The following is a 15853-nucleotide window of genomic DNA, read 5'->3' as shown; positions in this document are numbered from 1 at the left end:
GAGTAGCTACTGCAGGTTGCCCACGGCTCGGGCGAGGGAGGCCAGTTCCTTCTTCGCTACGGACGGGCCTGCGTATGCAGCTGCGTCTCGCAGTTGCGCCTGGACCGCGGCGGCTGCGGGGGATCCGGGGATGAGTCCCTTGCTCACGATCACCAGCATTTCCTCTAGGGCTTCGGTCCTCGCCTCGGTGTGCCGCAGGCGCAGTTCCAGCTTCTTGATCTCGTACATGGGTAGTTCCTTGATCGGTTGGGTGGGTGTTGCACCTCGACCGTACCGAGAGCAGGGGAGGCGTCAACGGACGGCCCTCTTGGCAGGGAAGGGGAGCACCGCCCCCAGCGCCATCCCTGGCGCTCGGCGGGGCTTGCGCAGGCATCGCACCACATCCCGGCCTTTGACCCTCCTGATCGCGTACGACCTCCCCGCCATGTGCACCAGCCTGACCACATTCGGTGCCCACAGCAGCCTTGCTTCCTTTTTCGCTCGCTTCTCCATGCCGCGCATCTTGCGCCGGCGTCGTAACGCAAACCACGTTCACCGAGACCGCCCATGAACATCACAGACGCCGCACACAAGACCGTGAAGGACTACCCCGGTGGTAGTGAAGCGCTGGCCGTCCGCATCGGCATGTCCGCCGCGGTGCTGCGCAACAAGGTCAACCCGAACAACAACACGCATCACCTGACCCTGGCCGAGGCCAGCGAGATCATGGGCGTGACCGGTGACGACCGCATCCTGCATGCGATGGCCGCTGAGCACGGCTACACCCTCCAGAAGATGCAGGCGGACGGCATGGCGTCCGTGATGGGCGCCATGCTGGAGAACGCCGCCAAGCAGGGCGCGTTCGCCCAGGCGCTGCAGGAGGCTCTGTCAGACGGCCTGATCAGCGAGAACGAGATGAAGGCAATCAGCAGCGCCGGCACTGCGCAGGTGGAGGCCATGATCAACCTGCTGGCACGCCTGCGGGCCGTGACCGGCCAGCGTGGAGTAGGGGCATGAAGCGCCTGACCGATCCGCTTGCACGGGCCATCTGGCTCGTCCAGCAGCGCTGGCACATCGCCGGTTGCCTGCAACTCCTGCGGGGTGCGTGATGAGCACCGATGCGCGCCTGAGCGTCGGCCTTCCTGGCCACCCCAAGACGAAGAAGCTTATCCGCCGTCTGGACGCCTCGGCTGGCTGGTCCCTGGTGTGCCTGATCCTGTGGGCCCGCGCAAACCGGCCCGATGGCGACCTGTCCGGCATGTCAGCGGAGGACATCGAGCTGGCCGCTGATTGGACTGGAGAGAACGACGCGTTCGTCCGCGAGCTGGCGTCCGTTGGCTTCCTGGATGGCGTGGAAGGGGCCTACCAGTTGCATGACTGGGCTGATCACCAACCGTGGTCGGCAGGGTCGGATCTGCGCTCACTGAAGGCGAAATGGAACGCGGTCAAGCGTCATCACGGCGAATCTGAGGCTGATCGGCAGGTTCCAGAATACGCACGGATTCGTGCTGCAAACGCCGATTCAGATGCTGGTAGAAAGAAAAACGATGCTACTAGCAATGCAGGTAGCAGTGACGCAGCAATGCGTCCAGCAGCTTCTAGCAATGCTCCGTCTCCGTCTCCATCTCCGTCTCCAAAAGAAGAAAAGCCCCCCCATACCCCCCCGGCTGACGCCGAGGGGGCGAAGCCCGGACGACGGAAGCGGGAGAAGATCACCTTCGCTGCGTTCCTCGACCTGTGCCAGGAGTCCGGCGAGTCGGCCATCCCGCGGACAGACCCGATCTTCACGTTCGCCACGGACACCGGGATCCCGAGGGACTTCCTGCACCTGGCGTGGCGCGAGTTCACCGCCCGGCACCGCGACAGTGGCCGGATGCAGAAGGACTGGCGGGCCCATTTCCGCGACGCCGTTCGCCGCAACTGGTTCAAGCTCTGGTGGTTCCCGGCGACCGGACCCTGCGAACTGACCACGGCGGGCGTGCAGTTGGCCCGTGAGCGTGATGCCGAGAAGGCCCGTGAGCAGGAGCAGGCCGCATGAGCGCCCAGCCCGCCTACCGCGACGACTACGCCTACCTGCAGGTGCCGCCGCATTCGATCGACGCCGAGCAGTCGGTTCTCGGCGGCCTGATGCTTGCCCCGGAAGCGCTGCGCGAGGTCCGCGATGTGCTGACCGAGCAGAATTTCTACCGCCGCGACCACCAGCTGATCTGGCAAGCCATCTGCGACCTGGCCGACCGCGAGCAGCCGTTTGACGCGGTGCTGCTGGGCAACTGGTTCGAGAACCAGGGGAAGCTGGAGCTGGTGGGCGACGGTGCGTATCTGGTGGAGCTGGCCAGCACAACGCCCTCGGCGGCGAACATTCGTGGCTATGCCGAGATCGTGCGAAACAAGGCGCTGCTGCGGGGGGTGATCGAACGTGCGACCGAAATCACCAACGACGCCTACGGCACCGCCGACGAGGACGCTGATGCGCTGGTGGCCAGCGCCACCGCGAAGTTCGCCAACCTCAGCGTGCAGTCAGGCGGCAACGGTGGCCTTGTGATGGTGCGCAGCGACCTACAGGGCATGTGGGAGGAAATGGAAGCCCGGTTCGAGGGTACCGCCGACTTGGGGCTGGTCCCGCCGTGGCAGAACGTGTCTAGGAAGCTGCCCGGGCTGGAACCCACCGACCTGATGATACTCGCGGCTCGACCGTCGATGGGAAAGACGGCGAACATGCTGGAGTGGGTCTACAGCGTGGCAGTGCAGGGCAAGCACGCTGCGGTGTTCAGCCTGGAGATGTCGCGCAGGCAGCTGCTCGCGCGGCTGATGAGCATGCATTCGGGCGTGCCGCTGTCGCGCATGCGCGTCAAGGGCGAACTGACCGACGACGATTGGCACAAGCTGAGCATCGCCCGCAACTTCCTGCACGGCCTGCCGCTGGCAATTGATGATTGCGGCTCGCTGCCGGTGGATTCGCTGGTGGCGCGCGCGTCCCGCATGCACGCCAAGGTGAAGGGCGGGCTGGGCGTGGTCGCGGTCGACTACCTGCAGCTGCTGTCTGGGCCGGCCAAGGCCGGTAACCGGACCGAGGAAGTCTCCTACATCTCGCGCACGCTGAAGAAGCTGGCCAAGACGCTGGGCTGCCCGGTGATCGCACTTTCGCAGCTCAACCGCTCGCTGGAGACGCGTACCGACAAGCGCCCGGTGATGGCCGACCTGCGCGAGTCCGGCGGCATTGAGCAGGACGCCGACGTGATCGCCTTCATCTACCGCGACGACTACTACACGAAGGACGCCTGCGGCGCTCCCGGCATATCGGAGTTCATTCTGGCCAAGAACCGCCAAGGCGAGACCGGTACCTCCTACCTGCGCCACCACCTCGAATGCAGCCGTTTCGAGAACTACCACGGCGAGAAGCCGAACTACACGCTTAAGCCCATCGTTCGGGAAGCGCCCGGCGACGAGGACGGCGGGTTCGACGTGCCGGCCAGCAACCGCAGAAGTGGCAAGGACCGCGCCGCAGGAGATCGCGCATGACCATGACCGCAGCAGCGAAGAAGATCACCCACGCCCGGCTGCTGGAAGTGATTCGTTACGAACCTGAGACCGGCGCGTTCTGCTGGAAGGTGGCGACATCGCGAAAGACCCGCGTAGGCAGTGTCATGGCTACCCGCTCAAAGGCGTCGCGTGGCGGAGTCTATCTGCAAGGTCGAGTTGATGGCCGGATCTACCGACTGCATCGACTTGCCTGGTTCTACATGACGGGGTCATGGCCGGCCAATGAGATCGACCACATCAATGGAGACTCAACAGACAACCGTTGGGCGAACCTCCGGGACGTGCCGCGAGCAGTGAATCAGCAGAACGTTCGATCAGCCAAGCGCAACTCGAGGACAGGCCTGCTCGGTGTAACCCCCGCCAGGGGCGGGAAGTTCCGTGCTGCCATTCGAGTCGGCCAGCAGTTCCATCACCTCGGGCACTTCGACACAGCGGAGGAAGCGCATGCGGCTTACGTCTGCGCAAAGCGTCGCCTGCACCATGGGAGCACCGTATGAAACAGACGGAAGCAGCACGAAAGGTGAAGGCCAAGCGCGCGCGCCGGCCGATCTACATGGTCGTGACCAAGCTGATCGATCCGGCCACCGGTGAACTGGTAGGTGCCTTGGTTCCGGCGCATGAGGTCGACCAGCGCCTGATGCGAGAGCGCAAGTTCAAGGTGGGCCGCGAGGTTCGCGCGGAGTTGAAGCAGCCGCGCGAAGGTTGGCAGCACCGACTGGTGCACAAGATCGGCCAGCTGATGGTCGACAACGTGGAGGGCTGGGAACAGCTCGGCAGCCACGACGCGGTGAAGCGCCTACAGCGCGAGTCCGGCACCTGCTGCGAGGAAATGGAGATCGACGTCCCCGGTGTCGGCCGCCTGATGGTCAAGCAGGCGGAGAGCCTGTCCTTCGACGAAATGGAACAGGACCGATTCCAGGTCCTGTTCGATGGGATCACTGAGCACATTGGCCAGCGCTACACGCACGTAATGCTCGACGACGTGCGCGCCGAGTTCTGGAACATGGCAGGTTCGAACAGGAGGGTGGTATGAAGACCCAGGCAGTCCTAGGTCATGCCAGCTTCAGAACGAAAGGTGTCCAAAGCGTCTCCCACCTCGTCCGCAATCTGGCCAATTCCTCTGAGCTGCTTCATCGCACTGTCAAATGCCGTGCAGGCAGACACGGATGGAGTATCGGAGAGTCGCTCAAAGCGAATTCGGAAATCATTCACCGCGACGCGATACATGGCTATACCACTGTCGAGGACATACAGCCGAGTTCTCAAACTATCAGGAACAGCAAGAACTGTGGACGATCCGATGGTCTGCGGAATAAGGGACTCGGAGGCGTCCAGGATCATGTGCATTGCAGCCTGAGTTCGCTTTTCTTCCTTCAGTTGATCCGAAGTCTGCGGGAATATTTCGCGCGCGATCTTCACTCTCACGGTGAGAGCGCTAAGGGCCGCGTAGTGTCCGTAGAGCCTTTCATTTGCTTGTTGCTTTTGAAGCTCATGGGTGGACTTTGCGTATCTGTTTGCGCCGATGCCTATGGCCCAGGTTCCAATGGCTGCGGCGACCGTCGCAACGGTCGTAAGCGGATCGCCGGCAGGCAATGTCTGATAGTTGGTCGCGATTACACCAGCTATGAATCCAATACCAATACCCGCTACGTGCATGAACACAAGACCCCAGTCAATCGGGTGGCGAGGCTTTCTACGTTCCTTCACTTGCATGCTCGAAGTCCTTTTTCCGCTGAATGTGGAGGCAGAGCATGAAGCGCGGCCGCTCTACCAGCAAGCCCACCGTTGCCCAGCAGCAGCGGATGGATGCCATCACCGAAATCGGCTGCATCGTTGCCCACAGCCTTGGCATTGACCTGGACGACGGACCGATCCCGGCTGAGGTTCATCACCTCACGGTCGGCGGCAAACACGGTGCCAAGCGCCGTGGACACGATTTCACCATCGGCCTTAACCCTTGGTCCCACCGCGGTGAGCCGTTCGGAGGCATGTCAGCTGCCCGGTGCGAAGAACTGTTCGGTCCATCCTACGCCCGCCAACCCCGCAAGTTCCGTCAGGAGGTCGGGAGCGACGACTACCTGCTGGACCTGCAGAACACCCTGATCGAGAAACACATGAAGGAGACGCGCCAATGGCAAGCCGCCTGACGTTCGGCATTGACCCGGGCCTGACCGGCGCCATCGTGACGCTGCTCGACGGCGAGCCGGGCCCGATGGTCGACATGCCGGTGATGGACGGGGAGGTTGACGCGCGCGCGGTCGCGGCGTTCCTCCGGCAGCAGCGGGATGCTAACCCTGGCGCGCTGATCGCCGTGGCCTTGGAACGGATCCACGCCCGGCCGATGCGCAACGGCGAGGGCAAGGCCATCGAGGGATCGGTGGCCAGGCACAACCTAGCGGAGGGATTCGGCCAGCTGAAGGCAACCGTGCGGCTGCTGGGCATGCAGCTGTTGCTGGTCCAGCCATCGGTCTGGAAGCGACGCTTCGACCTGTCGGGGAAGGGCAAGGACGCTGGCCGTGTGCTGGCTATCCAGCGTTTCCCCGCTGCGGCGGTGCAGCTGCAACGGAAGAAGGACAACGGCCGGGCAGACGCGCTGCTGATTGGTCTGTACGGCGACAGCCTGATTAGGGGTGGCGCATGACCACAGCCGAGGCCCGCACCCGGAAGCGATACAACGCCTACCTGCGCCGGCATGGCGTGTGCTCGGTCTGCACCATGCGCGAGCGCGGGAGCAGCCCGGCGCACTGCCAGCGCCGGCCGGACAGGAGGGGGAACTGCGACACCGACGGTCTGCTGCCGGTGTTTCGATTCGACGAGAACGTACTGAAGGGGATGCGCGATGAATCCTGAGGTGACCCATGGATAAGAAGCAGCTCGAAGCGCGCCTGATCCAGTGGGCGGAAGAGTACGGCGGTGGCCGGTACGAGCACATCGGCTACTCCAGCCGGAACCTGCTTCAGTCCCTGATTGAGCATCAAGGGTTCGTGCCGGGTACCGGTGGCTACCGCGGCATTCTCATCAACACGCCTGGGGACGAAGTCCAATCCGCAGTGCTTGCCATGGAGGCGTATGGCTACATCCGACCCGGTCGGACGCTGCGATGCGAGTACTTCCTGAAGTCGGCGCCACTGGAACTGAAGCTGCAGAACCTGCGGCGCGCGGGTATCGACATTAAGCGGCCGACCTACTACGACTATCTCGCCATTGCAAAGGCATTCGTGATGGGTCAACTTTCGAAGGAGAACGCAGCATGAAGATGCGCGTATACATGATGATCGCCGACGCTTGCTGTGGTGAGAGCTTCTGCAAGATCGGGGTGACCACCGATCTGGCTGCGCGGGTCAGCGCCGTGCAAACCGGCTGCCCGATGCCGATCACCGATGTTGCCTACCTGGACCTACCCCGTGGTGCTCGGTCAGCTGAGGCCATGTTCCATGACCAGCTCCGCGCCTATCACACGCAGGGTGAGTGGTTCCGCATGAACCTGTCTGACCCCATCCACAAGCAAGCGATGAAGGATGCAACGGCCTTGGTCGTGAAGCATTTCGGCGTGAGCGAAACCCGGTGGAAGCACATGAGCCTCGATGCGATCCGGTCGTTGTGCAAGGTATTGCGTCTAGACAATGTGGCCTAGAAACTTGGCACCATTCGAGAAGTCCCCCCTGAAGCCCTGGCCAACGCCGGGGCTTCTGCATTTCGGGGCATCGTCTCCTGCGGGCGTGGGCCAGTGGTCTAAGCCGCCGGGCTCATAACCCGGAAGTCCCCGGTTCGAATCCGGGCCCCGCAACCACCTACGCCCGTCCACCCTCACCGGACCCATTCGCCGAGCCTGCCGGGCTGCGGTGACGGGCACCCTATCGCCGGAGATCCACCCATGTCACAGCAACCGCTGCCGATGACGGCGGCGCAGTGCCTGCAACACGTGGTCGTCCCGGCCTTGGCACTGCTGGGAGCCGCCCGCTACGACTCGCCCGAGGCGCGAGTGATGCTGCTGGCCATCTCCGGGCAGGAATCTGGCCTGGCCCATCGCCGACAGGTGAAGGGTCCGGCTCGTGGCCTGTGGCAGTTCGAACAGGGCGGCGGAGTGCGCGGGGTGCTGAACCACCCGTCGACACGGGCAGCGGCCGCGCTGCTGTGCGGCGCGCGCGGGGTCACTGCTACGCCGGCCGCCGTGTATGCCCAGCTGGAGCAGGACGACATCCTGGCCGCTGGGTTCGCCCGCCTGCTGCTGTTCACGCTGCCCAAGCGCCTGCCGCCGATCGGCAACGTCTCGGTGGCTTGGGGGCAGTACCTGGACGCCTGGCGTCCCGGCAAGCCGCACATCGACCGTTGGCCGAGGAACTACCGCGCCGCGGTTGAGGCGGTGAGGGCGTGACGATGGAAGCCCAGCCGAGCCAGGACGGCCGAACCAAGATCTCCCTCGGCCCGGTGGAGCGTTGGATTGCCCTGGTCATCGCCTGCGCCATCGTCAGCATCGGCTACTGGCTGGTGGGTTCCATGCAATCGGTTCTGACCCAGCAGCAGGTAACGAACCAACAGATCACCGGCCTGCAGCAACAGCTGCAGATCATGAACACCCAGCTGGCAGACGTCCCGGCGCTGAAGCTCGAACTGGCCAAGCAGGCCGTGCAGGTCGAGCAGAACAAGTCCGACATCCGCGAGCTGAAGCAGCTAAGGGGGCTGAAGTGAAGAACGTGAAACTCACCAGCGACCGGCGCCACTTCTGGCGGTTCTGGTCGGTGCGCCTGTCGCTGCTGGCCGGTATCATCAGTGCCACTGCGCTTGGGATCATCGGCGCATACATGGTGCTGCCGGCGGACTGGTTGCCGGTGGTGCACGACGGGTTCAAGCAGACCGTGGCCTACAGCGCCCTGGCATCGGCTGGCGTCACGTCGTTCCTTGCTGCGGTGTCCCGCATCTTCGTGCAGCCCAAGTTGAGCAGCGGCGATGCTGATCCCTGACCCCCTGCGGCCCTACGTGGGCATGATCCGCGTGGGGCTGTGGGTTGCCGCAGTGGGAGCTGTCCTGCTGATAGGGGCCCGGCTGGGGTCGGATTACCGCGGCAAGAAGGACCAGGCCCTGATCGCCGCAGCCGAGAAGCAGCGCGATCAGGCCAAGGCCAACTCCGACGAGAACCTGCGCGCGGCCAACGCCTGCGGCCAGCTGCTGCAGGAGGTGAACCGGCAGACCCAAGCGGCGATCGACGAGTCGGCCCGTCAGAAGGCGGCAGCGAACGAAGCTGCGCGCCGGGCTGAAGCGGCAGCAGCTCAGAGCCAGCGCCGCGCTACCCAGGCCGAGCAGGCCCTGCAGGCGGCCAAGACCCAGCCGGGATGCCGGCAGCAGTTGGAGCAGAACCTATGCGACGCCATTCCGTTGCTGTGATCCTAGCAGCGGCCCTGCCGCTGTGCGGGTTCGGCAGCTGCAGCAAGGCCGAGAAGCCTGACCTGCCCAAGGTGGTGTATGTCCCGGTGGAGCGCACGGTTGCTGTGCCGGCGGCGCTGACCTCCCGTTGCCCCGTGAAGCGGGCCAGTCAGCGGACCATCGAGAGCGTGGTGTCGGCCTACAACGCCAACGTCCTGAGCCTGGAGCAGTGCAACAGCCAGCTGGACGCCATCGAGAAGCTGGCCCCGGCCGGCGACCAGAAGCAGGTGAAGCCGTGAGCCTTTCCGACCGCCTTCGCCGCATCGAGCTGCAGCAGGAAGAGCAGCGCCAGGCCACCGCCCGGCTCGAAGAGAAGGTCGATGCCCTCTTGGCGGCACTGGCAGCTGAGGGAGAGGAAGGGCAGGAAGAGCCAGCCCGCAGCCTGGACGGTGAGCTGGTGCCCGGCGAGCGCGACCAGTCGCAGAGCCTCGCCTGATGGCGAGGGTCACCACCCTTGCTCCGCGCATCGCCAGCGCGCCCAGCAGGCTGAGGCCGACCGCACCGGTGGCACCCAGCTACGGCAAGGGTAGGGGCGGCAGGCCATGGCGTAGGAAGCGCGACGCAGTCATGCAGCGAGACCAGTACCTATGTCAGCCCTGCAAGCAGCAGGGACGCGTCACCGAAGCCACTGAGGTGGATCACATCGTCAACGTGGCCGAGGGCGGCAGCGATGACGAGACGAACCTGCAGGCGATCTGCACCGAATGCCATGGGGTGAAGACCCAGGCAGAGGCAAGGCGAGGTGCGGCACGCCGTTGAACGGATCGCGTGGAACCAAACGCGACGCGACGGCTGTTTCACATCGGTGGGAATAGGCCCGGGGGGGAGGGAGAAAACTTCATGCCCTTTGCCACGGACACCCGCCGCCCACTCATTCAGAGGTTTTTTTCTCGCCCCGGAGATTTCACCGGAGCGCTTTCCGAAGCAAATAACGGCTGATCCGACATGGCACGACCCGCACACAAGCCGACCAAGGCCACGCAGCTGAAGGTCGCCGTCGCTGCCGGTGGCGGCATGCGACACGAAGAGATAGCCAACGCGCTGGGCATCACCATCCCAACCCTGCGCAAGCACTACGCCACCGAGCTTTCCTCGGGCGCGTCCCTGAAGCGAATGGAGGTCCTCGCGGTGGCCTTCCGGTCGGCAACCAAGAAGGGCAACACGTCGGCGGCCAGGCTGTACCTGCAGCATTCGCCGGAGTTCGAAGTGGCGCCCGCAGCGCCTGAGCAGCAGGCCCCGGAGGCCGCAAAGCCGGAAGGGAAGAAGGCCCAGGCCAATGCGAAGGCGGTGGGTGCCGAGGTCGGTACCGGGTGGGAAGGCCTGCTGGGCGAGAACGTCACTCCCATCCATCGGGCAGCGGGTAAGTGAGCTGGGACCTCTCCTGCCGGGACTGGTGGGAGCGTCTTCAGGCCGGCCAGCTGCCAGTGGGAAACCTGCCGCTGTGGACGCCGCAGGCCGAACGGGCAGCCAACATTCTCGGGCGGCTGCGGCTGGCTGATGTTCCGGGGACGCCCACGCTGGCGGAGGCGGGCGGGGAGTGGTTCCAGGACGTGACGCGCTGCATGTTCGGCTCGGTGAACCCGGAGAACGGTGACCGCGAGATTCGCGACCTGTTCGCCCTGGTACCGAAGAAGAACGCCAAGACGACATTCGGGGCGCTGGGGATGGTGACGGCCACGCTGATCAACCAGCGCCCACGTGCCACGTTCCTGATGACGGCACCGGTGCAGGACACAGCCCAGCTGGCGTTCGACGCCGCCGCCGGCGCGATCGAGCTGGACCCGGTGCTGGATGCCAAGTTCCACATCCGCCACCACCTGAAGACGATCATCCACCGCGAGACGAAGGCCTCGCTGGAGATCATGACGTTTGACCCTGCAGTGTTGACCGGCGTGAAGGTATCGGGCGGCGCGCTGATCGACGAGCTGCACGTGTGCGCGAAGAAGGCCAAGGCCGCCCAGGCGCTACGCCAGATCCGCGGCGGCATGGTGCCTTACCCGGAAGCGTTCCTGTGGTTCATCACCACGCAGAGCGACGAGCAGCCCGTCGGGGTGTTCGCAGATGAGCTGCAGAAGGCTCGGGACATCCGCGACGGAAAGCGGGTGGGCAAGATGCTGCCGGTGCTGTTCGAGTTCCCGCAGGAGGTGCAGGAGTCGAAGGACCAGCAGTGGAAGGACCCGCAGCTGTGGCCGCTGCTGAACCCGAACATCGGCCGGGCCATGACGCTGGAGCGCATGGTGGAAGAGTTCGACGACGCTGTCGGCACCAGCGAGGCCGAGCTTCGCAGCTGGGCATCGCAGCACCTCAACGTGCAGATCGGCGTGGCGCTGCACCAAGGAAGTTGGGCGGGTGCGGAGTACTGGGAGCAACAGGCCAACAAGAATCTCAAACTCGCGCACATGCTGAAGGTCTGCGAGGTCATGACTGCCGGCATCGACGGTGGCGGGCTGGACGACTTGTTGGGGCTCTCATTCTGCGGTCGGCACAAGTACACCAAGCGGAAAATGCTGGTGTCCTTTGCCTTTGCACACCCCAAGGCAGTTGAGCGGCGCAAGAGCGAGCAGGAGCGATATGCCGGCTTCATCAAGGACGGCAGCATGTTCGTCGGCGGCATGGAGGGCGAGGGTGCAACCGACCTGCGCGACATGGCCAAGATGGTGAAGTTGGTGGACGACGCCGGCCTGCTTGCGGGAATCGGCGTGGATCCGTCAGGGCTGGGCACTGTGCTCGACGCCTTGGCGGCCGAGCAGATCGATCCCGATCTGATCATTGGCATCCGACAGGGTTGGCAGTTGACCGGAACCTGCAAGGTGTTCGAGCGCTGGCTCTCCGATGGCCTGCTGGAGCATGACGGCTCTCGGCTGATGGATTGGTGCGTGGGCAACGCCAAGGTCGAAGCATCCAAGAACGCCCTCTATGTCACCAAGGCGGCAAGCGGAACCGGAAAGATCGACCCGCTGATGGCGGCGATGAATGCGGTCGAGCTCATGTCGCGGAACCCAGAAGCGAAAGGAACTATGGACGATTGGCTGAGCGATCCGGTCATGGCGGGTAGGGCATGAAGACGAAACCACGGCAAGGCGTCCTCGGGCGAGTGCGTGCGGCAGTCGATGGCTGGGTGCGGTCATTCACGACCCGCGACGCTGAGCTCTACATTGACCGCGAGATGGCAAACGAGGCTGGAGTCGCTGTCACGGCCAAGACCGTTCTACAGGTCGATGCAGCCTGGGCATGCGTTCGGCTGATTTCGGAGACCATCGCAACCTTGCCGCTCTCGATGTATGAAAGGACGAAGTCAGGTAAGCGCGTCGCGAGCCAACATCCTTTGCACTTCGTTGTTCACGACCAGCCCAACAGTGACTCGACAGCAGCGGTGTTCTGGGAGGCCATGGTTGTCGCAATGCTTCTTCGGGGCAACGCGTACGCTGAGAAGCTCTACGCCGGCGAACGCCTGATCGGCCTGCAGTTCCTTGATCCAGCTAGGCTCACCATCAATCGAGACCTGAACGGTAACAAGGTGTATCGCTACCTGCGCGCCAATGGTGCTCCCAGGATCATCGCGCCGGCGAGGATCTGGCGCATTCCAGGGTTCACGCTGGATGGCGAGAACGGCGTGTCTGTGATCGCCTACGGTGCCAAGGTGTTCGGCAACGCCATCGCTGCAGACCGAGCAGCGGCTCGCACATTCCGAAACGGGCTGCTCCAGACGATCTACTACAAGGTCCAGGAGTTCCTGAAGCCTGAGCAGCGGACGGAGTTCAAGAAGAACCTGATGGGTTCAATTGAGCGCGGTGAAACCCCGCTGCTCGAAGGTGGAACGGAGGCCGGTACGCTTGGCATCAAGCCATCCGACGCGCAGCTGTTGGAGTCGCGGGCGTTCTCCGTGGAGTCGATCTGCCGCTGGTTCCGCGTGCCGCCGTGGATGGTTGGCCATACGGAGAAGTCGACTAGCTGGGGAACCGGCATCGAACAGCAGATGATCGGCTTCCTGACCTTCACGCTGGGGCCGTGGCTGCGGCGCATCGAGCAGGCCATCAGCAAGGACCTGCTGACGCCGGCGGAGCGCCTGCGCTACTACCCAAAGTTCACGGTCGAAGGCCTTCTGCGCGCCGACAGCGCCGGACGCGCTGCGTTCTACGGGGTGATGGTGGACAAGGGCATTCTGACCCGTGATGAAGTGCGCGAGTTGGAAGACCGGGAGCCGATGGGCGGTAATGCCGCCGTGCTCACCGTGCAAACCGCGATGACCACGCTGGATGCCATCGGCGCTGGTTCAGATGCCGACCAGGCCCGGGCCGCTATCCGCGCGTTCCTGGGATTCTCCGAAGACAAGAAGGACTGACCACATGACGATCAAGACGCTGCCGGGTGTACCGGAGGGCCGCCCCTGCGCCGCTGTCAGCAGCCAGATCCAGCCGCGCGCCCTTGACCGCTGGGAGGCTGGCGTCAGGGCGGCTTCCGACACCGATGCGGAGCGGTCCATCAGCATCTATGACGTGATCGGCTACGACTACTGGACGGGCGAAGGCGTGACCGCCAAGCGCATCGCGGCATCCCTGCGTGGGATGGGGAAAGGACCGGTCACGGTCAACATCAACAGCCCCGGCGGCGACATGTTCGAAGGCCTGGCGATCTACAACCTGCTGCGCGAGCACGACGGCGAGGTCACTGTGAAGGTGCTGGGCTTGGCTGCATCGGCTGCGTCCGTCATCGCCATGGCCGGTGACACGGTCCAGATCGCGCGCGCCGGCTTCTTGATGATCCACAACGCTTGGGTCGTTGCCGTGGGGAATCGCCACGACCTTGCCGACGTTGCCGCGACGCTCAAGCCCTTCGACGACGCGATGGCCAGCATCTACGCCGCGCGCACCGGTGCCGAGCAGAAGGCCATGTCAAAGCTGATGGATGCCGAGACTTGGATCGGTGGTGCCTCCGCAGTTGAGGACGGCTTTGCAGATGAGCTTCTGGCATCCGATCAGGTGGAGAAGGGCGCAAGCAAAGAGAACGCCTCAGCGGTACGCCGTGTGGAGGCCGGCTTGCGTGCCACAGGCATGCCGAAGTCAGAAGCGATGCGCTTGATCAGCGAAATCAAGTCCAGTCGGGGCGATCCCACTGGCAGCGGTGAGGGCGATCCCACCGATAGCGGCCGAAAGGCCATCCGGGTGCAGGCAGATCCGCTGCCGCGTCTTTCTTTCAATCTCCCGCAATAGGAGCTTTGCACATGAAGTCCATGAAACTCTCCGCGACGTTCTACCTGGTCGTCCTCGCCATCGCATCGGCGATTCCCCTGGCGGTTGGCGCATTCGCAAAGGTCGGCCCGTCCGTCCTTGCGATGAGCCTGCTCGGCAGTGCAGGCGTAGTCGCCCTGGCGGCGATGCTGATCAAGCCCAGCAACACTCCCCAGTTCCGCCGCCATGCCCAGTTCGGCGACGTGGGCGAGGACGTCGAGAAGCAGTACAAGCAGGTCAGTGCGGACCTGAAGACCGTAGGCGACCAGCTGAAGTCCTACGCCGAGGTGGCCGCAAAGAATACTGAGCTGTCCGCGGAAACCCGGGCCAAAGTCGATGAAGCCCTCATGAAGCAGGGCGAGCTGCAGGCCAACCTCCAGGCCGCAGAGCAGCGGCTGGCCAAGATCGAGGCCAACGGCGCGGGCGGCGACGTGCAACACCAGTCGTTTGGCCAGCAGTTCGTCAACAGTGACGAGTTCCAGGCATTCGCCAGCAAGACCACCCCGCGTGGTCGCGTCGACATGACGTTCAGTGCTGCGATCACCTCGGTCACGACCGACACCGACGGCGCGGCCGGCGACCTGGTCACCCCCACCCGTCTGCCTGGTGTCATCGCGCCGCCGGACCGCCGCCTGACTGTCCGCGACCTGATCACGCCGGGCCGAATGGACGGCAACACGCTGGAGTACGTGAAGGAAACTGGCTTCACCAACAATGCCGCACCGGTGGCCGAGGGTGCGAAGAAGCCCGAGTCCAGCCTGAAGTTCGACCTGGTGAGCACCACTGCCAAGGTGGTCGCGCACTACATGAAGGCATCGCGCCAGATCCTCAGCGATGCCTCGCAGCTCGCCAGCTACATCGATGGCCGCCTGCGCTACGGTCTGGCGTTCAAGGAAGAGCAGCAGCTTCTCAATGGTGACGGCACCGGCCAGAACCTGCTGGGCATCATCCCGCAGGCGACGGCTTACGCTGCACCGTTCGAGCCGGCCGATGCCACGGTAATCGACAAGATCCGCCTGGCCATGCTGCAGGCGCAGCTGGCTGAGTTCCCGGCCAGCGGCATCGTGCTCAACCCGATCGACTGGGCACGTGTCGAGCTCCTGAAGGACACCACCGGCCGCTACATCATCGGAAATCCGCAGGGTGTCATCGGCGCCACGCTGTGGAACCTGCCGGTCGTTGCAACCCAGGCGATCGCCGAGGACAAGTTCCTCACTGGCGCCTTCAAGCTGGGGGCGCAGCTGTTCGATCGCTGGCAGGCACGTGTCGAGGTGGCCACCGAGAACGAAGACGACTTCGTCAAGAACCTGGTGACCATCCTGGCCGAAGAGCGCCTGGCGCTGGCGGTCTACCGGCCGCAGGCCTTCATCTACGGCGACCTGGGCAACGTCGCCTAATCCACCGTTCCAGGCTATCCCGGCCTGCCACAGTGCAGGCCGGGTTCGGAGAGGATCATGCTGATCAAGTTCAAAGAGCCGGATCCGCGCGCCGGCACCACCGTTCGAATGGACAGCAGCCGCGGGCAGTACTTCATCGACACCGGAGCCGCCGACGCCGTGAGCGAACAGCCCCCGGCAGAGCTGCCGGAGCCGGTGACGGAAGAACCCACTGTCACTGAAGCCGCTGCGGAGGCCGCCGACGCCGTGAGCGAACAGCCCCCGGCAGAGCTGCCGGAGCCGGTGACG

General features: G+C 64.3%; 25 protein-coding genes and 1 tRNA gene. 24 read left to right on the top strand and 2 right to left on the bottom strand.

Features of this window, described 5'->3' with window-relative positions:
• Window positions 1-6 precede the first annotated feature (6 nt).
• On the bottom strand, window positions 7-228 hold the full coding sequence (locus AC5P60_RS00130) for a hypothetical protein (protein ID WP_088470459.1): 222 nt from the start codon (window positions 226-228) through the stop codon (window positions 7-9).
• 318 nt (window positions 229-546) lie between these two features.
• On the opposite strand from AC5P60_RS00130, the gene AC5P60_RS00125 reads away from it, so the two are divergent.
• From AC5P60_RS00125 to AC5P60_RS00105, 5 genes are all read left to right on the top strand, one after another.
• Entirely contained in the window at window positions 547-996 is a 450-nt protein-coding gene (locus AC5P60_RS00125; RefSeq protein WP_180853704.1) for a phage regulatory CII family protein, read from the top strand.
• A gap of 91 nt (window positions 997-1087) precedes the next feature.
• Window positions 1088-2017: a hypothetical protein gene (locus AC5P60_RS00120; protein ID WP_242898958.1), complete on the top strand. Its 930-nt coding sequence runs from the start codon at window positions 1088-1090 to the stop codon at window positions 2015-2017.
• The gene (gene dnaB, locus AC5P60_RS00115; protein WP_242898957.1) at window positions 2014-3498 is read left to right on the top strand and encodes a replicative DNA helicase; all 1485 of its coding nucleotides are present in this window, start codon (window positions 2014-2016) and stop codon (window positions 3496-3498) included. Before AC5P60_RS00120 ends, dnaB begins: the two co-directional genes overlap by 4 nt.
• Window positions 3495-4016 carry an HNH endonuclease signature motif containing protein gene (locus tag AC5P60_RS00110; protein WP_242898956.1) on the top strand — a complete coding sequence of 174 codons (522 nt, stop codon included), beginning with the start codon at window positions 3495-3497 and terminating at the stop codon, window positions 4014-4016. The genes dnaB and AC5P60_RS00110 overlap by 4 nt, the downstream gene beginning before the upstream one ends.
• Complete coding sequence (locus AC5P60_RS00105; protein ID WP_242898955.1) at window positions 4013-4552, top strand: hypothetical protein; 540 nt, start codon at window positions 4013-4015, stop codon at window positions 4550-4552. The genes AC5P60_RS00110 and AC5P60_RS00105 overlap by 4 nt, the downstream gene beginning before the upstream one ends.
• Before the next feature lie 14 nt (window positions 4553-4566).
• On the opposite strand, the gene AC5P60_RS00100 is transcribed toward AC5P60_RS00105, so the two are convergent.
• Window positions 4567-5232, bottom strand: a complete 666-nt coding sequence (locus AC5P60_RS00100) for a hypothetical protein (RefSeq protein WP_242898954.1) — start codon at window positions 5230-5232, stop codon at window positions 4567-4569.
• A gap of 38 nt (window positions 5233-5270) precedes the next feature.
• On the opposite strand from AC5P60_RS00100, the gene AC5P60_RS00095 reads away from it, so the two are divergent.
• From AC5P60_RS00095 to AC5P60_RS00005, 19 genes are all read left to right on the top strand, one after another.
• Complete coding sequence (locus tag AC5P60_RS00095) at window positions 5271-5666, top strand: Ref family recombination enhancement nuclease (protein ID WP_242898953.1); 396 nt, start codon at window positions 5271-5273, stop codon at window positions 5664-5666.
• The gene (locus AC5P60_RS00090; RefSeq protein WP_057495451.1) at window positions 5651-6160 is read left to right on the top strand and encodes a RuvC family protein; all 510 of its coding nucleotides are present in this window, start codon (window positions 5651-5653) and stop codon (window positions 6158-6160) included. Before AC5P60_RS00095 ends, AC5P60_RS00090 begins: the two co-directional genes overlap by 16 nt.
• Window positions 6157-6369 (top strand): hypothetical protein, encoded by a 213-nt coding sequence (locus AC5P60_RS00085; protein ID WP_242898952.1) that lies wholly within the window; start codon window positions 6157-6159, stop codon window positions 6367-6369. The genes AC5P60_RS00090 and AC5P60_RS00085 overlap by 4 nt, the downstream gene beginning before the upstream one ends.
• A gap of 8 nt (window positions 6370-6377) precedes the next feature.
• Window positions 6378-6773: a hypothetical protein gene (locus AC5P60_RS00080; RefSeq protein WP_065197438.1), complete on the top strand. Its 396-nt coding sequence runs from the start codon at window positions 6378-6380 to the stop codon at window positions 6771-6773.
• Entirely contained in the window at window positions 6770-7153 is a 384-nt protein-coding gene (locus AC5P60_RS00075) for a GIY-YIG nuclease family protein (protein WP_242898951.1), read from the top strand. The genes AC5P60_RS00080 and AC5P60_RS00075 overlap by 4 nt, the downstream gene beginning before the upstream one ends.
• Window positions 7154-7231: 78 nt before the next feature.
• Window positions 7232-7309: transfer RNA gene (locus AC5P60_RS00070), tRNA-Met, on the top strand.
• Between the two features lie 84 nt (window positions 7310-7393).
• A complete protein-coding gene (locus AC5P60_RS00065) occupies window positions 7394-7894 on the top strand; it encodes a hypothetical protein (RefSeq protein ID WP_242898950.1) in 501 nt (166 codons plus the stop codon).
• Between the two features lie 2 nt (window positions 7895-7896).
• The gene (locus tag AC5P60_RS00060) at window positions 7897-8208 is read left to right on the top strand and encodes a hypothetical protein (protein ID WP_187576201.1); all 312 of its coding nucleotides are present in this window, start codon (window positions 7897-7899) and stop codon (window positions 8206-8208) included.
• A 5-nt stretch (window positions 8209-8213) separates the two neighbouring features.
• The gene (locus AC5P60_RS00055; protein ID WP_242898949.1) at window positions 8214-8480 is read left to right on the top strand and encodes a DUF7940 domain-containing protein; all 267 of its coding nucleotides are present in this window, start codon (window positions 8214-8216) and stop codon (window positions 8478-8480) included.
• Complete coding sequence (locus AC5P60_RS00050; RefSeq protein ID WP_242898948.1) at window positions 8467-8901, top strand: hypothetical protein; 435 nt, start codon at window positions 8467-8469, stop codon at window positions 8899-8901. Before AC5P60_RS00055 ends, AC5P60_RS00050 begins: the two co-directional genes overlap by 14 nt.
• Window positions 8877-9179 (top strand): Rz1-like lysis system protein LysC, encoded by a 303-nt coding sequence (lysC, locus tag AC5P60_RS00045; RefSeq protein ID WP_242898947.1) that lies wholly within the window; start codon window positions 8877-8879, stop codon window positions 9177-9179. Before AC5P60_RS00050 ends, lysC begins: the two co-directional genes overlap by 25 nt.
• Window positions 9176-9376 carry a hypothetical protein gene (locus AC5P60_RS00040; RefSeq protein WP_242898946.1) on the top strand — a complete coding sequence of 67 codons (201 nt, stop codon included), beginning with the start codon at window positions 9176-9178 and terminating at the stop codon, window positions 9374-9376. Before lysC ends, AC5P60_RS00040 begins: the two co-directional genes overlap by 4 nt.
• 131 nt (window positions 9377-9507) lie before the next feature.
• Window positions 9508-9699: an HNH endonuclease gene (locus tag AC5P60_RS00035; RefSeq protein ID WP_216358876.1), complete on the top strand. Its 192-nt coding sequence runs from the start codon at window positions 9508-9510 to the stop codon at window positions 9697-9699.
• Window positions 9700-9885: 186 nt separating this feature from the next.
• Entirely contained in the window at window positions 9886-10308 is a 423-nt protein-coding gene (locus tag AC5P60_RS00030; protein ID WP_242898945.1) for a hypothetical protein, read from the top strand.
• A complete protein-coding gene (locus AC5P60_RS00025) occupies window positions 10305-12002 on the top strand; it encodes a terminase TerL endonuclease subunit (protein WP_242898944.1) in 1698 nt (565 codons plus the stop codon). The genes AC5P60_RS00030 and AC5P60_RS00025 overlap by 4 nt, the downstream gene beginning before the upstream one ends.
• Window positions 11999-13282, top strand: coding sequence for a phage portal protein (locus AC5P60_RS00020; protein WP_242898943.1), 1284 nt, complete (start codon window positions 11999-12001; stop codon window positions 13280-13282). The genes AC5P60_RS00025 and AC5P60_RS00020 overlap by 4 nt, the downstream gene beginning before the upstream one ends.
• A 4-nt stretch (window positions 13283-13286) precedes the next feature.
• Window positions 13287-14150 (top strand): head maturation protease, ClpP-related, encoded by an 864-nt coding sequence (locus AC5P60_RS00015; protein WP_053092058.1) that lies wholly within the window; start codon window positions 13287-13289, stop codon window positions 14148-14150.
• Window positions 14151-14161: 11 nt separating this feature from the next.
• Window positions 14162-15565, top strand: coding sequence for a phage major capsid protein (locus AC5P60_RS00010; RefSeq protein WP_242898942.1), 1404 nt, complete (start codon window positions 14162-14164; stop codon window positions 15563-15565).
• Window positions 15566-15622: 57 nt separating this feature from the next.
• The coding region (locus AC5P60_RS00005; RefSeq protein ID WP_495201658.1) for a hypothetical protein at window positions 15623-15853 on the top strand (231 nt) is incomplete at its 3' end.

Source organism: Stenotrophomonas sp. YJH_SMC_120, assembly GCF_059368675.1.
This window is presented reverse-complemented; position numbering and strand designations above follow the sequence as displayed.

Excerpts from the sequence above, each read along its gene's own strand:
- AC5P60_RS00130 (WP_088470459.1), bottom strand. The coding sequence starts at position 228 with ATGTACGAGATCAAGAAGCTGGAACTGCGCCTGCGGCACACCGAGGCG.
- AC5P60_RS00125 (WP_180853704.1), top strand. The coding sequence starts at position 547 with ATGAACATCACAGACGCCGCACACAAGACCGTGAAGGACTACCCCGGT.
- AC5P60_RS00120 (WP_242898958.1), top strand. The coding sequence starts at position 1,088 with ATGAGCACCGATGCGCGCCTGAGCGTCGGCCTTCCTGGCCACCCCAAG.
- dnaB (WP_242898957.1), top strand. The coding sequence starts at position 2,014 with ATGAGCGCCCAGCCCGCCTACCGCGACGACTACGCCTACCTGCAGGTG.
- AC5P60_RS00110 (WP_242898956.1), top strand. The coding sequence starts at position 3,495 with ATGACCATGACCGCAGCAGCGAAGAAGATCACCCACGCCCGGCTGCTG.
- AC5P60_RS00105 (WP_242898955.1), top strand. The coding sequence starts at position 4,013 with ATGAAACAGACGGAAGCAGCACGAAAGGTGAAGGCCAAGCGCGCGCGC.
- AC5P60_RS00100 (WP_242898954.1), bottom strand. The coding sequence starts at position 5,232 with ATGCAAGTGAAGGAACGTAGAAAGCCTCGCCACCCGATTGACTGGGGT.
- AC5P60_RS00095 (WP_242898953.1), top strand. The coding sequence starts at position 5,271 with ATGAAGCGCGGCCGCTCTACCAGCAAGCCCACCGTTGCCCAGCAGCAG.
- AC5P60_RS00090 (WP_057495451.1), top strand. The coding sequence starts at position 5,651 with ATGGCAAGCCGCCTGACGTTCGGCATTGACCCGGGCCTGACCGGCGCC.
- AC5P60_RS00085 (WP_242898952.1), top strand. The coding sequence starts at position 6,157 with ATGACCACAGCCGAGGCCCGCACCCGGAAGCGATACAACGCCTACCTG.
- AC5P60_RS00080 (WP_065197438.1), top strand. The coding sequence starts at position 6,378 with ATGGATAAGAAGCAGCTCGAAGCGCGCCTGATCCAGTGGGCGGAAGAG.
- AC5P60_RS00075 (WP_242898951.1), top strand. The coding sequence starts at position 6,770 with ATGAAGATGCGCGTATACATGATGATCGCCGACGCTTGCTGTGGTGAG.
- AC5P60_RS00065 (WP_242898950.1), top strand. The coding sequence starts at position 7,394 with ATGTCACAGCAACCGCTGCCGATGACGGCGGCGCAGTGCCTGCAACAC.
- AC5P60_RS00060 (WP_187576201.1), top strand. The coding sequence starts at position 7,897 with ATGGAAGCCCAGCCGAGCCAGGACGGCCGAACCAAGATCTCCCTCGGC.
- AC5P60_RS00050 (WP_242898948.1), top strand. The coding sequence starts at position 8,467 with ATGCTGATCCCTGACCCCCTGCGGCCCTACGTGGGCATGATCCGCGTG.
- lysC (WP_242898947.1), top strand. The coding sequence starts at position 8,877 with ATGCGACGCCATTCCGTTGCTGTGATCCTAGCAGCGGCCCTGCCGCTG.
- AC5P60_RS00035 (WP_216358876.1), top strand. The coding sequence starts at position 9,508 with ATGCAGCGAGACCAGTACCTATGTCAGCCCTGCAAGCAGCAGGGACGC.
- AC5P60_RS00030 (WP_242898945.1), top strand. The coding sequence starts at position 9,886 with ATGGCACGACCCGCACACAAGCCGACCAAGGCCACGCAGCTGAAGGTC.
- AC5P60_RS00020 (WP_242898943.1), top strand. The coding sequence starts at position 11,999 with ATGAAGACGAAACCACGGCAAGGCGTCCTCGGGCGAGTGCGTGCGGCA.
- AC5P60_RS00015 (WP_053092058.1), top strand. The coding sequence starts at position 13,287 with ATGACGATCAAGACGCTGCCGGGTGTACCGGAGGGCCGCCCCTGCGCC.
- AC5P60_RS00010 (WP_242898942.1), top strand. The coding sequence starts at position 14,162 with ATGAAGTCCATGAAACTCTCCGCGACGTTCTACCTGGTCGTCCTCGCC.